The organism is Micromonospora rubida, assembly GCF_009908295.1.
Classification (GTDB): Bacteria; Actinomycetota; Actinomycetes; order Mycobacteriales; family Micromonosporaceae; genus Micromonospora; species Micromonospora rubida.
On the sequence record NZ_JAAALO010000004.1, the window covers coordinates 1 to 13,243 of the forward strand.

At 67.6% G+C, this 13,243-nt stretch carries 13 protein-coding genes and 1 pseudogene; 11 read left to right on the plus strand and 3 right to left on the minus strand.

The window, feature by feature from the left end; translation table 11 throughout:
* Together GVV04_RS14275 and GVV04_RS14280 are read left to right on the plus strand one after the other, a co-directional pair.
* Positions 1 to 954, plus strand: a pseudogene (locus GVV04_RS14275) (IS3 family transposase); the annotation flags it as partial.
* A gap of 446 nt (positions 955 to 1,400) precedes the next feature.
* The gene (locus GVV04_RS14280; RefSeq protein ID WP_161688443.1) at positions 1,401 to 2,432 is read left to right on the plus strand and encodes an NAD-dependent epimerase/dehydratase family protein; all 1,032 of its coding nucleotides are present in this window, start codon (positions 1,401 to 1,403) and stop codon (positions 2,430 to 2,432) included.
* A gap of 9 nt (positions 2,433 to 2,441) precedes the next feature.
* Here GVV04_RS14280 and GVV04_RS14285 read toward each other — a convergent pair whose 3' ends face one another.
* From GVV04_RS14285 to GVV04_RS14295, 3 genes are all read right to left on the minus strand, one after another.
* A complete protein-coding gene (locus GVV04_RS14285) occupies positions 2,442 to 3,875 on the minus strand; it encodes a helix-turn-helix domain-containing protein (protein ID WP_161688445.1) in 1,434 nt (477 codons plus the stop codon).
* 84 nt (positions 3,876 to 3,959) lie between these two features.
* Positions 3,960 to 4,307 (minus strand): PPC domain-containing DNA-binding protein, encoded by a 348-nt coding sequence (locus GVV04_RS14290; protein WP_161688446.1) that lies wholly within the window; start codon positions 4,305 to 4,307, stop codon positions 3,960 to 3,962.
* An 8-nt stretch (positions 4,308 to 4,315) separates the two neighbouring features.
* Positions 4,316 to 5,602 carry a helix-turn-helix domain-containing protein gene (locus GVV04_RS14295; protein WP_201753552.1) on the minus strand — a complete coding sequence of 429 codons (1,287 nt, stop codon included), beginning with the start codon at positions 5,600 to 5,602 and terminating at the stop codon, positions 4,316 to 4,318.
* A 603-nt stretch (positions 5,603 to 6,205) separates the two neighbouring features.
* Between GVV04_RS14295 and folE the strand changes: the two genes are divergently transcribed.
* From folE to GVV04_RS14340, 9 genes are all read left to right on the plus strand, one after another.
* Positions 6,206 to 6,829, plus strand: a complete 624-nt coding sequence (gene folE, locus GVV04_RS14300) for a GTP cyclohydrolase I (protein WP_161688447.1) — start codon at positions 6,206 to 6,208, stop codon at positions 6,827 to 6,829.
* Positions 6,826 to 7,272: a 6-carboxytetrahydropterin synthase QueD gene (queD, locus tag GVV04_RS14305; protein ID WP_235966212.1), complete on the plus strand. Its 447-nt coding sequence runs from the start codon at positions 6,826 to 6,828 to the stop codon at positions 7,270 to 7,272. Before folE ends, queD begins: the two co-directional genes overlap by 4 nt.
* Before the next feature lie 17 nt (positions 7,273 to 7,289).
* Positions 7,290 to 8,066: a 7-carboxy-7-deazaguanine synthase QueE gene (locus GVV04_RS14310; RefSeq protein ID WP_235966214.1), complete on the plus strand. Its 777-nt coding sequence runs from the start codon at positions 7,290 to 7,292 to the stop codon at positions 8,064 to 8,066.
* Positions 8,056 to 8,550, plus strand: a complete 495-nt coding sequence (locus tag GVV04_RS14315) for a phosphoribosyltransferase (protein WP_328822386.1) — start codon at positions 8,056 to 8,058, stop codon at positions 8,548 to 8,550. The genes GVV04_RS14310 and GVV04_RS14315 overlap by 11 nt, the downstream gene beginning before the upstream one ends.
* The gene (locus tag GVV04_RS14320) at positions 8,547 to 9,581 is read left to right on the plus strand and encodes a radical SAM protein (protein ID WP_161688450.1); all 1,035 of its coding nucleotides are present in this window, start codon (positions 8,547 to 8,549) and stop codon (positions 9,579 to 9,581) included. The genes GVV04_RS14315 and GVV04_RS14320 overlap by 4 nt, the downstream gene beginning before the upstream one ends.
* Complete coding sequence (locus GVV04_RS14325; protein ID WP_161688451.1) at positions 9,578 to 10,681, plus strand: DegT/DnrJ/EryC1/StrS family aminotransferase; 1,104 nt, start codon at positions 9,578 to 9,580, stop codon at positions 10,679 to 10,681. Before GVV04_RS14320 ends, GVV04_RS14325 begins: the two co-directional genes overlap by 4 nt.
* 123 nt (positions 10,682 to 10,804) lie before the next feature.
* On the plus strand, positions 10,805 to 11,494 hold the full coding sequence (locus tag GVV04_RS14330; protein WP_161688453.1) for a 7-cyano-7-deazaguanine synthase: 690 nt from the start codon (positions 10,805 to 10,807) through the stop codon (positions 11,492 to 11,494).
* A gap of 64 nt (positions 11,495 to 11,558) precedes the next feature.
* A complete protein-coding gene (locus GVV04_RS14335; protein WP_161688455.1) occupies positions 11,559 to 12,386 on the plus strand; it encodes a hydroxypyruvate isomerase family protein in 828 nt (275 codons plus the stop codon).
* 17 nt (positions 12,387 to 12,403) lie between these two features.
* Complete coding sequence (locus tag GVV04_RS14340) at positions 12,404 to 13,237, plus strand: dTMP kinase (RefSeq protein WP_161688456.1); 834 nt, start codon at positions 12,404 to 12,406, stop codon at positions 13,235 to 13,237.
* The last annotated feature ends 6 nt before the right edge of the window (positions 13,238 to 13,243 follow it).

Consider the following 13,243-nt stretch of genomic DNA (forward strand, 5'->3'; position numbering starts at 1 on the left):
GGAGCTGCGTCGCAGGAACAAGGTGTTGGAGCAGGAGAACGAGATCCTGCGTCGGGCGGCGGCGTACTTCGCCAAGGAGATTTCCCCAAAATGATGTACCCGCTGGTCGGTGACCTGGCCGCGGACGGGATCCCCGTCGCGGTGACCTGCCGGGTGCTGGGATTCAGCAAGCAGGCCTACTACGCGTGGAAGAAGACCCCGGTCACCCGCCGGGACCTCGACGACGCGCATCTGATCAACGCTGCCCTCGACATCCACGCTGACGATCCAGCGTTCGGGTACCGGTTCATCGCCGATGAACTGCCCGCCCACGGCATCACCGCCGGCCGCAACCGGGTGGCCAGGTTGTGCTCACAGCAGCGCATCTGGTCGGTGTTCGCCAAACGCAGAGGGCTCACGCGGCGGGCCGGGCCGCCGGTGCACGACGACCTGGTGCAACGCCGTTTCACCGCCGACGCCCCGGACCGGGTGTGGCTGACCGACATCACCGAACACCCCACCGCCGAGGGCAAGTTGTACCTGTGCGCGATCAAGGACGTGTACTCCGGCCGGATCGTCGGCTACTCCCTCGACACCCGCATGAAAGCGTCCCTGGCCGTCGCGGCGCTGTCGAACGCCACCCGGCTGCGGAACCCTGCCGCAGCGATCGTGCACTCCGACAGGGGCAGTCAATTTCGTTCCCGGAAATTCGTCAAAGCGTTGCATCGCAACGGGTTGGTCGGCTCGATGGGCCGGGTCGGTGCCTGCGGCGACAACGCGGCGATGGAGTCGTTCTTCGCCCTGCTGCAACGCAACGTCCTAGACCGGCAACGCTGGCACACCCGCCAGGAGCTGCGCCTGGCGATCGTGACCTGGATCGAACGGACCTACCACCGCCGACGCCGGCAACACCGCCTCGGCCGGCTCACCCCGATCGAGTTTGAGACAATCAACCAGCCCACACACGCGACCTGAACCACTCAACCCCGCGAGTCAACCAAACCCGGGGCAGTCCCGTACACGCCGAACTCGCCGCGCGAGAGCGCCTGCGGCACACCGCATCCACGGGCAGGAGCAGCGGCGACTTGATCCATCCACGCAATGGAGCGTCACTGACATCCCGGTCGCCCCAGGCGAACCCGGCAGCGGCATCCCTACACCGTCGCGCCGCCCGCCCGCTGCGGCGTGGGAACGCGGCTCGGCAGTGACGCCCTGATCTGACCGGCTCACAGGCCGACCCCGTCGGCGCTGCCAAGTTCGGGTGACGGCGGAAAGACCAAGCCAGTGCCAGTGGAAATCACGTCTTCCGGATCTGTAGTGATCTTGTTGCGCCGGCAACGCTCTCAGTGGGGCTGCGAGTGGGGCCTCCGCGAGACGCGCAGGTCGTGCCGGTCGCTCGACCATAGGCGATGATGGCGGACATGCGGCTGCTCATACTCGGTGGAACCTGGTTCCTCGGGCGCACTCTCAGTGAACTCGCGCTGCCCTCGGGCTGGTCGGTGACGACCTTCAACCGCGGCGTCTCCGCCGCCGACCTGCCCGGCGTGCAGGCCGTACACGGCGATCGGGAACGACGCGAGGACCTGGAGCGGCTCGCCCAACACGGCCCGTGGGACGCCGTCATCGACACGATCGGCTACGTCCCCAACCAGGTCCTCGCTGCCGCGAAGGCCCTCGCGCCGGTCGTCGGCCGCTACGTGTTCATGTCCTCGGTCAACGTCTACACCGGCTGGCCGAACGAACCCTTGGACGACGGCTCACCGGTCTTCGACTGCCCGCCGGACGCTGACGCGACCTTCGGCGCCGACCTCGGCTACGCCGGCCAGTACGGGGCGCTGAAGGCTGGCTGCGAGAACGCTGTCGTCCACGCCGTCGGGCAACAGCGAGCCGTGCTGCTGCGGCCCGGAGTAATCCTTGGACCTCACGAGTATGTAGGTCGGCTCACCTGGTGGCTGACGCGCGCCGCCCGAGGTGGCCAACTGCTGGCACCCGGGCCTGCGGAGCGGCCCATCCAACCGGTCGACGTACGCGACGCCGCCGCGTTCGCGTTGGCCCGTGCGGCAGGACCCGAGCATGGCTCGTTCAACGTCACCGCGCCGATCGGCCACGCGACGTTCGCGGAGCTTGTCGATGCCTGCGTCTCGGCGACGGGCGCCGGCACCCGGACGGTGTGGACCGACCCCGATTGGCTGATCCCGCAGGGCGTGCAGCAGTGGACGGAGCTCCCGCTGTGGCGCACCCACCCTGGGGTGTGGGCCGTCGACAGTTCCCGTGCCGCTGCAGCAGGACTAACGTGCAGATCTCTGCGGCAGACCGTCAACGAAACCTGGTCGTGGATGACCGCGGGCGGCAGCGCCATCACCGGCGAGGGCGAAGCAGGCCGGGCCGCCGACCACGGCATCCCGGCCGAGCGCGAACGCGAGCTACTGCAGACCTGGCACCAGCGCGGCTGACCCAGCGGTTCATACCGACGGCAAGGCGGGAGGTTCAGGCCGGGCCGTCGCGAAGGAACTCGCCAGCTCGGCGAGCTGACGCGCCTCGGGCACCTGACGCCACCGCAGCGCCGACAGCAGCTCCTGCACCCTGCCCAACCGTCCGAGCAGACCGGTGCGCCGCCACTCGGGCGGTATGGTCCACAGCGGTGCCAGCGTCTCCTGCGCGGCGTTGAGCCGTCCGCCGGCAAGGTGGCAGGTGGCCAGGTCGACTCGGGCCTCGCCCTCGATGGTCGACCACGGGGTGGCGTCCTGCGTCGCAGCCAACCGCAGCGCGGCGGTTGCCGCCTTCGTGGCCTCGTCCAGGTTGTCGACCTGCAGCCAGGCGGTGCTCGCGCAGCGCGCCTGCTGGGAGGCGGTGAAGCCGAACTCCCCGCCGATGGCGTCGTGCAGGACGTCGTCGCCATCGACGGCACGGGCGTCGTCGGCTGCGGCGAGTGCCTCGCGGACCTGGTCGACGGCGCTCCGATGCGCCCAGGCCCGGGCCAACACGCACTGGGCACGCACCTGACCGATGCCGGACGGGGCGGTGTCCACCGCTGCCAGCGCGTACCGCACGGCCTCCTCGTGGCGGCCGGTCCAGTACGCGACGGTGGCCTGCATCCCGCGCGCGTAGGCACGCACACCGGGATGGCCGATGATCTCGCCGTAGGTGTCGGCCGCACGGGCGTACTGCATTGCAGACGTCCACAGACCCAGATCCGCGCTCGCGCTGGCCAGCAACGCCGCCGCCTGCGCGGTGATCAGGTACAACTCGTGCTGCTGACTGGGCCGGTGGGTGCGCCCCAGAGCCTCGACGGCGAGTGCCCGCACCCGCAAGGTCTCGGTGATCGCCACCGTCGGCGTCAACTGCCCGTATCCCTGGGCCATTCGGATCGCGTCGTCGCGTAACTGCTCGACGGTGAGGTCTGACACGGCCCTCGCCCCCGCGTTCATCGCGTGTTCGCTGGTCTCCCGGGCGGCGACCCTGATCGCCTGCCGCATCCCAACGTACGCCCCGTCCACGGCCCCCACAAACGCCGCGTCCGCCGCCACGGCATCGGCCCGGGGCAGGAACGGCGTGTCGTGATGCTGCGCCGCCTCGGCGATCACCCGACGATCCAGCACCGCTCCCCAGCGGGCATGACGGGCCGCCTCGGCCTTCTCCTGCTGATGTCGGACCTCAAGGGACCGGTACTCGTCATAACCGGTGATCAACTCGCCGTCGGCCTGGAGAAGCGACTCGCACTGCGCCCAGAAGACACGGTCCACCACCTGCCGGCCGCTCTCGACGTTGGCGACCGTGCTCCGGGTGCTGTGCACCCGCCGTGCGACATCGTCCTGAGTCAGCCCACGCGTCCGACGCCACCTGCCGAGCCGTCGACCCAGCGCCCTCTTCACGTCACTGAGCTGTTGCGGATCCACGAGGATGCCCCTCCTCCATCACCGCCGTCTGGTCCACTTGGGTGCGCGAATCGTCCATTCCACCTACACCCCTGGGGTAGCGGTTCAACAATCGTCCGCGCTGAGAGATAACGTGTATGCGTGGACGAAGAAGGTTTCGACCTTCGCCCAATGCAGGTGACCAGCGAGCGCCATGTCACCTTCACGACCAAGGACAACGTGCACATGCACCTTGCCATCAACAATCTCGCCAGTACCGCTCAACTCGAATGGCTGGCTATACTCCGTAACGACATCCGACTTTGCGTCACTGGCCGGCATGTTGCTGATTGCGCATGCATCGATCGCGCCGACAAGAGAAATGATCGCGCCGTTGGTGATGCCCGCCTCGGCGGCACGCCTGCTTAGCGTTGCAATGACCTCTTCGCCGGGCTTTACGGCGAGCAGCTTCATTCGGACTCCTAGGTATTGAGAGGACTAGTTCCGGCAAGGACGGCGGCATATGCGCGCAGGTTTTCGCAGCACGCTTCACGCAATACGGCGTTCATGACCGCCTGACGGGTTGTGTCGAATAGAGCGCTGGGCAGTGTTGCGAGGAGGACCGCACTGCACCAACGTGCCGCAGCGTCGCGCGGGTTGATCAGCTCTGCTGTCAGGCGTTCGGTGGCCCACGTCTGACGCGCCGATGCCAGACCCATGGAGGCTCGGTTACCTGATTCGGCGGCCAAAGCGGCGACGCGTGCGGCTTCATCCCATGACATGTCCAGCACACGACACGTGACGGCGGTCAAGTACAGATGTCGGACGTCATCGTCGCCACGAATGGCGGAAATCGCTGCGTCGCCAACCTTGGGCGACCCGACTTTCGCAAGGATGCCAGCCGAGTTCACCCGCAAGACTGCCGTGGGTCCGTGTCGCATCCACGCGACCAACGCTCGTCGAGCGCTCTCGTCATCGGCGGTCAACGCGCCGATGGTCAGATCGGTTGCATGACTGGTCTGCGCGGCGGCAAGCAGGTGCCCGCTACCCCGCGTGATATCGCCGAAGACGCGGTGGGCTACGAACACATCCACAATCGCTGGATCAGTGAGCCGGTATGTGTCCTCTGCTGTCCGAATGATGTCGGGATGCCTGTCAAGCCGACGGCGTACGTGATCAGGAATCTGAGACGAGTGCAGTTCTTCGGCTCGGTGCTGCCAAAGGTGCCATGCGAACCACTCGACCTCTTCCCCGTCGTTGCTCAACGGCCTTGCAGGCGTTGCTTCCCCGAACACCCCGGTCGCCAGCGTCACCCCGGCTACCGCGATCAAGTTGCGCCGCTTCACCTTGTCCTCTTTCTCGGCCGGCCGTTCCGTGACGGCTGGTAGCGCGAACCACAGACGGTCGGCCGGAACCCGCAGCACCTCCGCCCACTGGGACAGCCGATCAAGGTGGGCGATCGCCGGGCCGTTCTCGATCCGACTTAGCTGAGCCTGCGTGAGCCCCACCCACGACGCCACGCGATCTTGGGAGATCGATCGCCGCCCGTGGTGGGGGTGCGTCCGCCAAGCCCGGATAACCCGGCCCATGTGCCGGCTCCGGAGCGCCTCACTGAGCACCACCTCGTCCCAAAAGTCGGCCGGAAGCTCGGGAGCCGCGTAGAGATGATCTCGTTCATGAGCGACGCACGGGGCACAGCGCGTGCCGGGGTTGTCACGGGCCAGACGGGCGCCGCAACGGCAGTACCGCGCCTTGTGAGTCGCAGTCATCGTGGCGTCCTTGTGTGACCACCAGTATTGGATCGTGCGAGGGCATGCTCCAAGGTTCCATATGCCGCCCGGTCGCCGTCATGCGCGAGACGCATATTGATACCCGCCCTCGGTCATGGCGCACCCTTCCTGACGTTGGGCATCGTGTTGGTAACGATAAGCGACAGGCAAGCGATTGACTCGATCGACTCCCTGGTCGTCCGCGACGAAGCCTCCGTCGGCCAGGTGACGGGATGAGGTACGCCTCGACCCGGCGCTGCATGCGGCGCGGGGCGTACCCCATCACGGCATGAGCGGTCGCTACAGGGAGGCGTTCCGACATGACATCTTATCTCGGCGGTGATCAAGTCGAGCATACGCAGACGGTGTTGGAGTCGGGACTTGGCCCGCAGGCAGCGAGGAGATCCAGCTTCCCGCCAACACCGCTGCCAGATAGAAGATGCGTCGTCGTCACGACCTCCTGGGCGTGACTCAGGGTGGAGCAGCAGGCGGACGCCCTGAACTCCGGCCAGATCGCAACTGCCCCTCACGTCCCGATCCGCGCCGAGGCGGACACAGCACACGCATTCCCGGGAGTTCGGCCTCACCCCCGAAGGAGACCTGGTGGTTACTACTCTTTCCGATCTGGAAATTGGTCACACGCTCCTACCCCCGACGGCACCCTCGATCGACCGGAACGCCGCTGAGCTGGCCGTCGGGCAGCTACTGACCGCACTCGGCGTCGATGCGAGCACTGAGGTCGGCGTCAACACCCCGCGCAGGGTCGCTGACGCCTATACACAGATGCTCACCCAAAAGCCCTGGGAGTTCACCAAGTTCCCGAACGAGGACGACCAGCATGACTTGGTCGTGACCGGTGGGATTGAGTTCACTTCGGTGTGCGGGCACCACCTTCTTCCGTTCTTCGGGACTGCGGCCGTCGGCTACCGCCCAGCAGCGTTCATTCCCGGCCTATCAAAGGTCGCGCGGTCCGTACGAATGTTCGCCGCACGCCTGCAGACACAGGAGGGCCTGGGGCAGCAGGTCGCCCGGTTCCTGCAGCAGCAGCTGGAATGCGCTGACGTGGGCGTGTTGCTGCGGGCCGAGCACACCTGCATGACATGTCGCGGTGTCCGGGCGCAAGGATCATTGACAATCACGGTCGCGACGACCGGGGCCCTCCAGACGGACGCCACTGCCCGCGCCGAGTTCCTCCAGCTGGCGTCGATGGCGGGACGTGCCGCATGAGCAACACCATGGCAGGGAGGACGCCGGCTGCCGCCAGGGGCGGGGAGTACCGCATAGGAAAATCCTTCAAGTTCGAGGCTGCGCACCGGCTTGGGGACCTGCCGGAGCACCACAAGTGCGCGCGAGTCCACGGCCACTCGTACGCCGTCGAGGTGACCCTCGTTGCGCAGGTTTTGAGCGGTCCCGGCTTCGTCGTCGACTTCGCGGAACTCGAGCCCGTAAAGCAGTACCTGGCCGATACGTTCGACCATCGGCTGATCAACGACGTTGTCACCGTCGAGCCGACCAGCGAGAACCTAGCCCGGCTGATCTTCGACTGGTGCGCCGAGAAGCTGCCGCTTCCCGACGGTGTGCACGTCGGGGCCGTGAAGGTCAGCGAAACGGCGACCAGCTGGGCGGAGTTCCGGATTCCAGTCTCGGCCGAAAGGAGATGGTCTCGTTGACTACTGCGGCTCACCCTATGGTCCGACGCAAGGCCGACACTGCGCAGGTCGCCGACCTCTTCTACTCGTTCCAAGGCGAAGGGCCCAGCTTCGGCCGCCGGGCACTGTTTGCCCGCCTCATGGCCTGCAACCTCACATGCGGCTACGCGGCGTTGCCGCGCACCAGTGACACGCCGACTGACGGCACGATGATCTGCGATACCGAATACACCTGGAACGTGGCCCGGCACGACCCGGGCACGGCGCGAACGATGACGTCGGCCGAGATTTGGGATGAGCTGCTACGGATCGATCCGGCCACCGCTGACCCGTCGCTGATGCCGGTCGACCTGGTCATCGTGACCGGCGGCGAGCCGTTGCTGCACCGGGATGTGGTCACTCACCTCGCGTGGTCCGCACGTGCGGACGGACGCGCGGTCGAGGTCGAGACGAACGCCACGGTCGCCCCCGGCAGCGACCTGATCGCCGCCGGCGTGTGCTTCAACGCCGGTCTCAAGCTGGAGAGTTCCGCGGTCCCGCGTGGAAGACGGATCAAGCCGCACGTCATCAGGCAGCTGCAGGACACCGGACAAGCCCGGTGGAAGTTCGTGGTGACCTGCCCTGCCGACATTCAGGAAATCGTCGCTCTGCAGCACGAGTTCGGGCTCACACAGGTGTGGCTGTCCCCAGAGGGCACCACCGCGGACGTGGTCGTCGAGCGGATGCGGTGGATGGCGGATGCCGCGCTGACGCACGGATGGAACGTGACCAGCCGCGCCCATGTCCTCATCTGGGGTGACGAACGTGGCCGGTGACCAGACCCCGATCGTCCTCACCTGGCCCGATGTCACCAAGACGGTCGACACGATCGCCGGCCAGGTCCGCGCCGATCGGCTGCCAGACGTGCTGGTGGGCGTGCTCCGCGGCGGCCTCGTCCCGGCCGTCCTGCTTTCGCACCAGCTCGGCGTCCGTGAGGTGCGATCGGTGGAGGTGGTCCATACCCTCGACGACACCGTCAACGCCGACAAGTCCGACACACCCCAGGTCGTGAACCCCGCTACCCTCGGCGACCTCAAGGGCATGGACGTGCTGCTGGTCGACGACATCGCGGGCAGCGGCGACACCCTCGTCTGCACCGTTGGCCTGTTGCACGCCGCCGGGGCCACGCGCGTACGTACCGCCGTGCTGACCGTCAACCGCGCGAACTGGCACAGGCCGCAGAGCCCTACCGACGTCGTGAGGTACCTCGGCCACCAGGTCGACAGCTGGGTGATCTTCCCGTGGGAGGCCCCAGCATGACGGCCGACCTGAGCCCGGTCACCCTGCTGTGGGCGCTACGGTCACCCTGCAACCTCGGCTGCCGGTACTGCTACTTCGGCACGATCGAAGAGCACCGCGAAGCCATGCCGCAGCAATCCGGAGCGATGTCACACCTGGCCCGCACCGACCTGGACCTCACTGCGATCACCGCCTTCGTGCACACCCTGCCCGGGTCCCGGGTGAAGCGAATCTTCATCGCCGGTGGCGAACCGCTCATCTGGCCGCCGGTGATGGAGGTGATCGCCGCGATCAAAGCCGCCGACGTGCAGGTGGTGTTGTGCACCAACGGGATCCCGCTGAACCGGCCCGAACTGGTGGACAGGATCATCACCTTGGGCGTCGACGCCGTGTCCGTGTCCGTCGACTCGCCGGACGCTGGCTACAACGACACGTGGCGTCCGGCCCGCAACGGCAAACACGGGCACCAGGATGTGATCAGCGGCATCCAGGCATTGATCGCCGCCCGGGGCAGCAGCCCATCACCGAAGGTCGGCCTGTACTCCGTGATCACCCGACTCAACATCGACGTCATCAGGGCCGGTGCCGTGCTGGCGTCCGAGCTCGGCTGTGACTACTTCGTGCCGCAGCCGATCGCGCTCGACCGCGGCCATGCCCTGCGCACACAGCTGTCGCTGACCGGCGGCGACGCAGACCCGATGTCGGAGGCATTCACGCAGCTCTACCGCTCCGGCATGCCAGTGCGACTGCCCGACCCGAGTTACCCCGGCAGAGTCGTCGACAGCATCACCCACGAGTCAGGCTTCGTGAGCGGCTGCTTCGGCGGCACGAACCTGTTCTTCATCGAACCGGACGGCAGCCTGTATGACTGCCCGTCGAGTCTGAAGATCACCGCCACCGCCACCGCACCGACCATCCGCGGCGCCGACGCCCGTACGCTGTTCACAGCGGCTGGGCCGTGCATCGACTGCGCGCTGTTCAGTCGCGACTGCGTCAACATGTGGCCACTGATGGGTTTCGACCGGTTCCTGACCGAGCAGGTGCCGACATGACCGCCGGGCCACTCACCGCACGCGGCGGCGCCGTCGAAGACCTGTCGCGGCTGCTAACGCAGATGCCCCGGCCGGCCGGCACCGAGTATGTCGCAGCCCTGGAAGACGAGCTCGCCGCCAGGTTCCAGGTCCGGCACGCCGTCGCGGTGTCGTCGGGCACTGCGGCCTTGCATACCGCCCTGCTCTGCCTCGGTGTCGGGTCTGGTGACGAAGTCTTGGTGCCAGCGCTGTCCGTGGTGATGTCGGTTGCGCCAATCATCTATGCCGGAGCCCGGCCCGTTTTCGTCGACTGCGATCGCCACGGCTGTGGTCTCGACCTGGACGATCTCACCGTTAAGGTGACCAGCGCTACCAAGGCGATCCTGCCTGTTCACCTGTGGGGCCGCCAAGGCGATCCGACACAGTTGGCGCGCGTCGCCGCCGCACACGGCCTGGTGGTGATCGAGGACGCGTGTCAGGCCCAGGGCAGCAGCACCGAGGGGCGAGTTGCCGGAACCAACGGCGACGTGGGCTGCTTCAGCCTCAAGGACGGCAAGATCCTCTGGTGCGGTGAAGGCGGCTACCTGCTAACCGACCGCGACGACATCGCCGGCCGGGCCCGCGCCCTGCGGGCGCACCACCTGCCGCCGTACGGCGGCCAGCCCGAAACGGTCGGCTACAACTACCGCCTCGCCGAACCGCTCGCAGTCCTCGCCCACGCGAATCTGGCCCGGTTCGACGAACTTCTCGACCGTCGTCGGCGGCAGGCCCGCCGGCTCGCCGTCCTGCTCACCGCAACGCCGGGGATCACGGCGACCCCCGCAGCGACCGGTGACAACGGCTACAGCGCTCTGATCAGGGTTGACCTGGACCATCCGCGGGCGTTCTGCGAACACCTCGCCCAGCTCGGGGTGCCCAACAGCGTCGGCACCTTCGGGTTGATGCCCGCCGACCGGCGGTCAGCCTTCGCCCGCTATGCCGGTTCGCCGTGCCGGCAGGCGGCGACGGTCATCGACCGCACCTTGGCCGTTGTCCTGACCGACCACGACACCGAGGAACGCATCAACGGCTACGCACAGACGATCTCGCGAGAGGCGAGCACATGGGCCACACACCGGTGATCTCCGGCGCCGGACACGCCCCCCGGCAAACAGCTGCACGACTGGCGCTGAACTGCACCGGCGTCCGCGCGGCCCTGCATAGCCCCGCGATCCCCCACGACGACGTTCGGCAAGGAGCACCCTGTGCGTGAAGTTCTGCTCTTCTCCGCCGGCTTGGACTCGTTCCCGGCTTGGCATTTCCTCGGCAAGCCACCGGCGCTGTACTTCGACAGCGGCCACTACGGCCGGCAGCAGGAGATCGATACCGTGCGGGCGCTCGCCGCGGCACACGGCATGGATCTGGAGATCAGCGCCGAGCTCGACCTGTCGGCCCGGGCCACGGTGCAGGGCGACCTGATCACGTTCCGCAACGTGCTGTTCGCGATGCTCGCGGCGTTCCGCGCGGACGTCATCTGGTGTATCGGGGTCAAGGGCGATCACACGGCGGACAAGAGCCCGGAGGCGTTCGCGCGGATGAGCGACGTGCTGACCGAGTTCGCCGGACGACCTGTCCGGGTCGACAGCCCGTTCTGGGACAAGACCAAGACCGAGATCGTCGCCTGGTACCTCGCCGCGGGGCTGCCGGTGGACACGCTGCTGCAGACATTCTCGTGCGCCACTCCCGGCGACGCCTTCGCGCACTGCGGGCAGTGCCCCAGCTGCCTGCGACGGTGGATCGCGTTGGTCAACAACGGCATCACCGGCACGTTCGCGCACGACCCATGGACGTGGGAACGAGTCGGCAGCTACTACGTGCCCGCGATGGCGGAAGGGCGCTACCCGCCGCACCGCGCCGAGGAGTTCCAACGGGCGATGTCCACCGTCGCCGCCTGAGCCACGTCGCGGCCCCCTCTGCTCACCGGGCCATCGAGCCCATGGCCGACTTTTGTGAGGAACGATGGATACGGATGGATTGCGGTTCGCCGCCAACATGTCCATGCTCTACGGGCACCTGCCGATGCTGGACAGGCCCGCCGCTGCCGCCGCCGACGGGTTCACCACCGTCGAAACCTGGTGGCCTTTCACCGGCCCCGAACCACACGTCACCGACGTCGACGCATTCACGGCCGCGCTCGCCGACGCCGGCGTACAGCTGGTCGCGATGAACCTCATTGAGGGCGACATGCGCGCCGGCGACCGTGGGCTGTTGTCGAGCCCCGCCCGGCACGGCGAGTTCCTCACCTGCCTGGACGTCGCGACCAGGTTCGCCGACCGGGTCGGCTGCCGCATCCTCATGGCGCTCTACGGCAACCGCGAACCTGGCGTCGACCCGCACCAGCAGGACCTGCTGGCCGTCGAGAACCTCGCCACCGCCGCAGCAGCCGCAGACACAATCGGCGCCTGCGTCGCGTTGGAGGCGATCAGCCTCATGGAGGCCCCGGATTACCCGATCAGCGACGCCGACACCGCCGCGGCGACCACCGACGCGGTCAACGACCTCACCAGGCTGACCAACACCGGGCTGCTGTGCGACCTCTACCACCACGGACGCTCCGGCGAGGACGTGCCCGGCCTGCTGCGTCGCCACGCCCAGCGGCTGCTGCACGTGCAGATCGCCGACGATCCCGGCCGGGGACGGCCCGGCTCCGGAGCACTGGACTACCCGGCGTACTTCGCCGCACTGCGCGACATCGGCTATGCCGGCTGGGTCGGACTGGAGTACGAACCGACCCACGATCCCCGGGTCGACTTCCACTGGCTGCCCACGCTGCGGCCGGCCAGCTAAGAGCAAGGGGATTACAGATGCAGTCGTTGGCGCCATCGCCACCGGCACCAGCCCTCCAGCGGAGCAACCCCGTCGACCCGATGCGCTGGCTGGCGCTGCCGCAAGGCCGCCTGGTCACCATGGAAGGCGTCTGGGGAGCGGGCAAGACCACCGCAGCCCGCCTGGTCAGCACCCGCCTACGGGAAGCCGGCTTCACCACCGCCGTCATCCACTACGGCAGCGAACCGGGCACCATCGGCCGCCTGTCGCAGTTCCTCGAAACTGCTCCTCTACGCTCCCGCACCGGACTCGGCGGATACCAAAGCGCCCACCACAGCACCGTCGACGTGCTGCTTCGGCTGTGCCGCGAAGCCCACCACCACCTCACCTGCTTCGGGCCAGCGCTGGCCACCAACGATGTCGTGCTCGTCGACCACGGTATCTACTCCAAGATCGCCTGGGCGTTGACCGTGCTGACCGAGACCGATCCGCAGGCAGACCCGGCCCAGACCTTGACCCGCATACGAGGCCTGTCTGCGCCTTGGTTCTGCACGCCCGACGTACCCGTCTTTCTCGACACCCCCTGGCCGCTGGCCCGGGAACGGGCGATCAGCAGGGGCCACGGCGGCGGCAATCCGGCAGCTATCGAACGGCTGCTGTTCCTGCCCCGGTACGCCGCGGCGTACCGCCAGGTCCTCACCGACCGGGTGCCCCCGGTGCTGCGCGTACGGGTCGGGCTACGCGACTCCGACGACGTCGCCGACGAGATCACCTCCGAGCTCCTCGGCGTACTGAGGGCCGCACCTCGGGCCGCGGACCAGACCACGGCAGCGCAACCGCACACGCCGGTGCCCCCACACGGGAGGAACTGATAGACC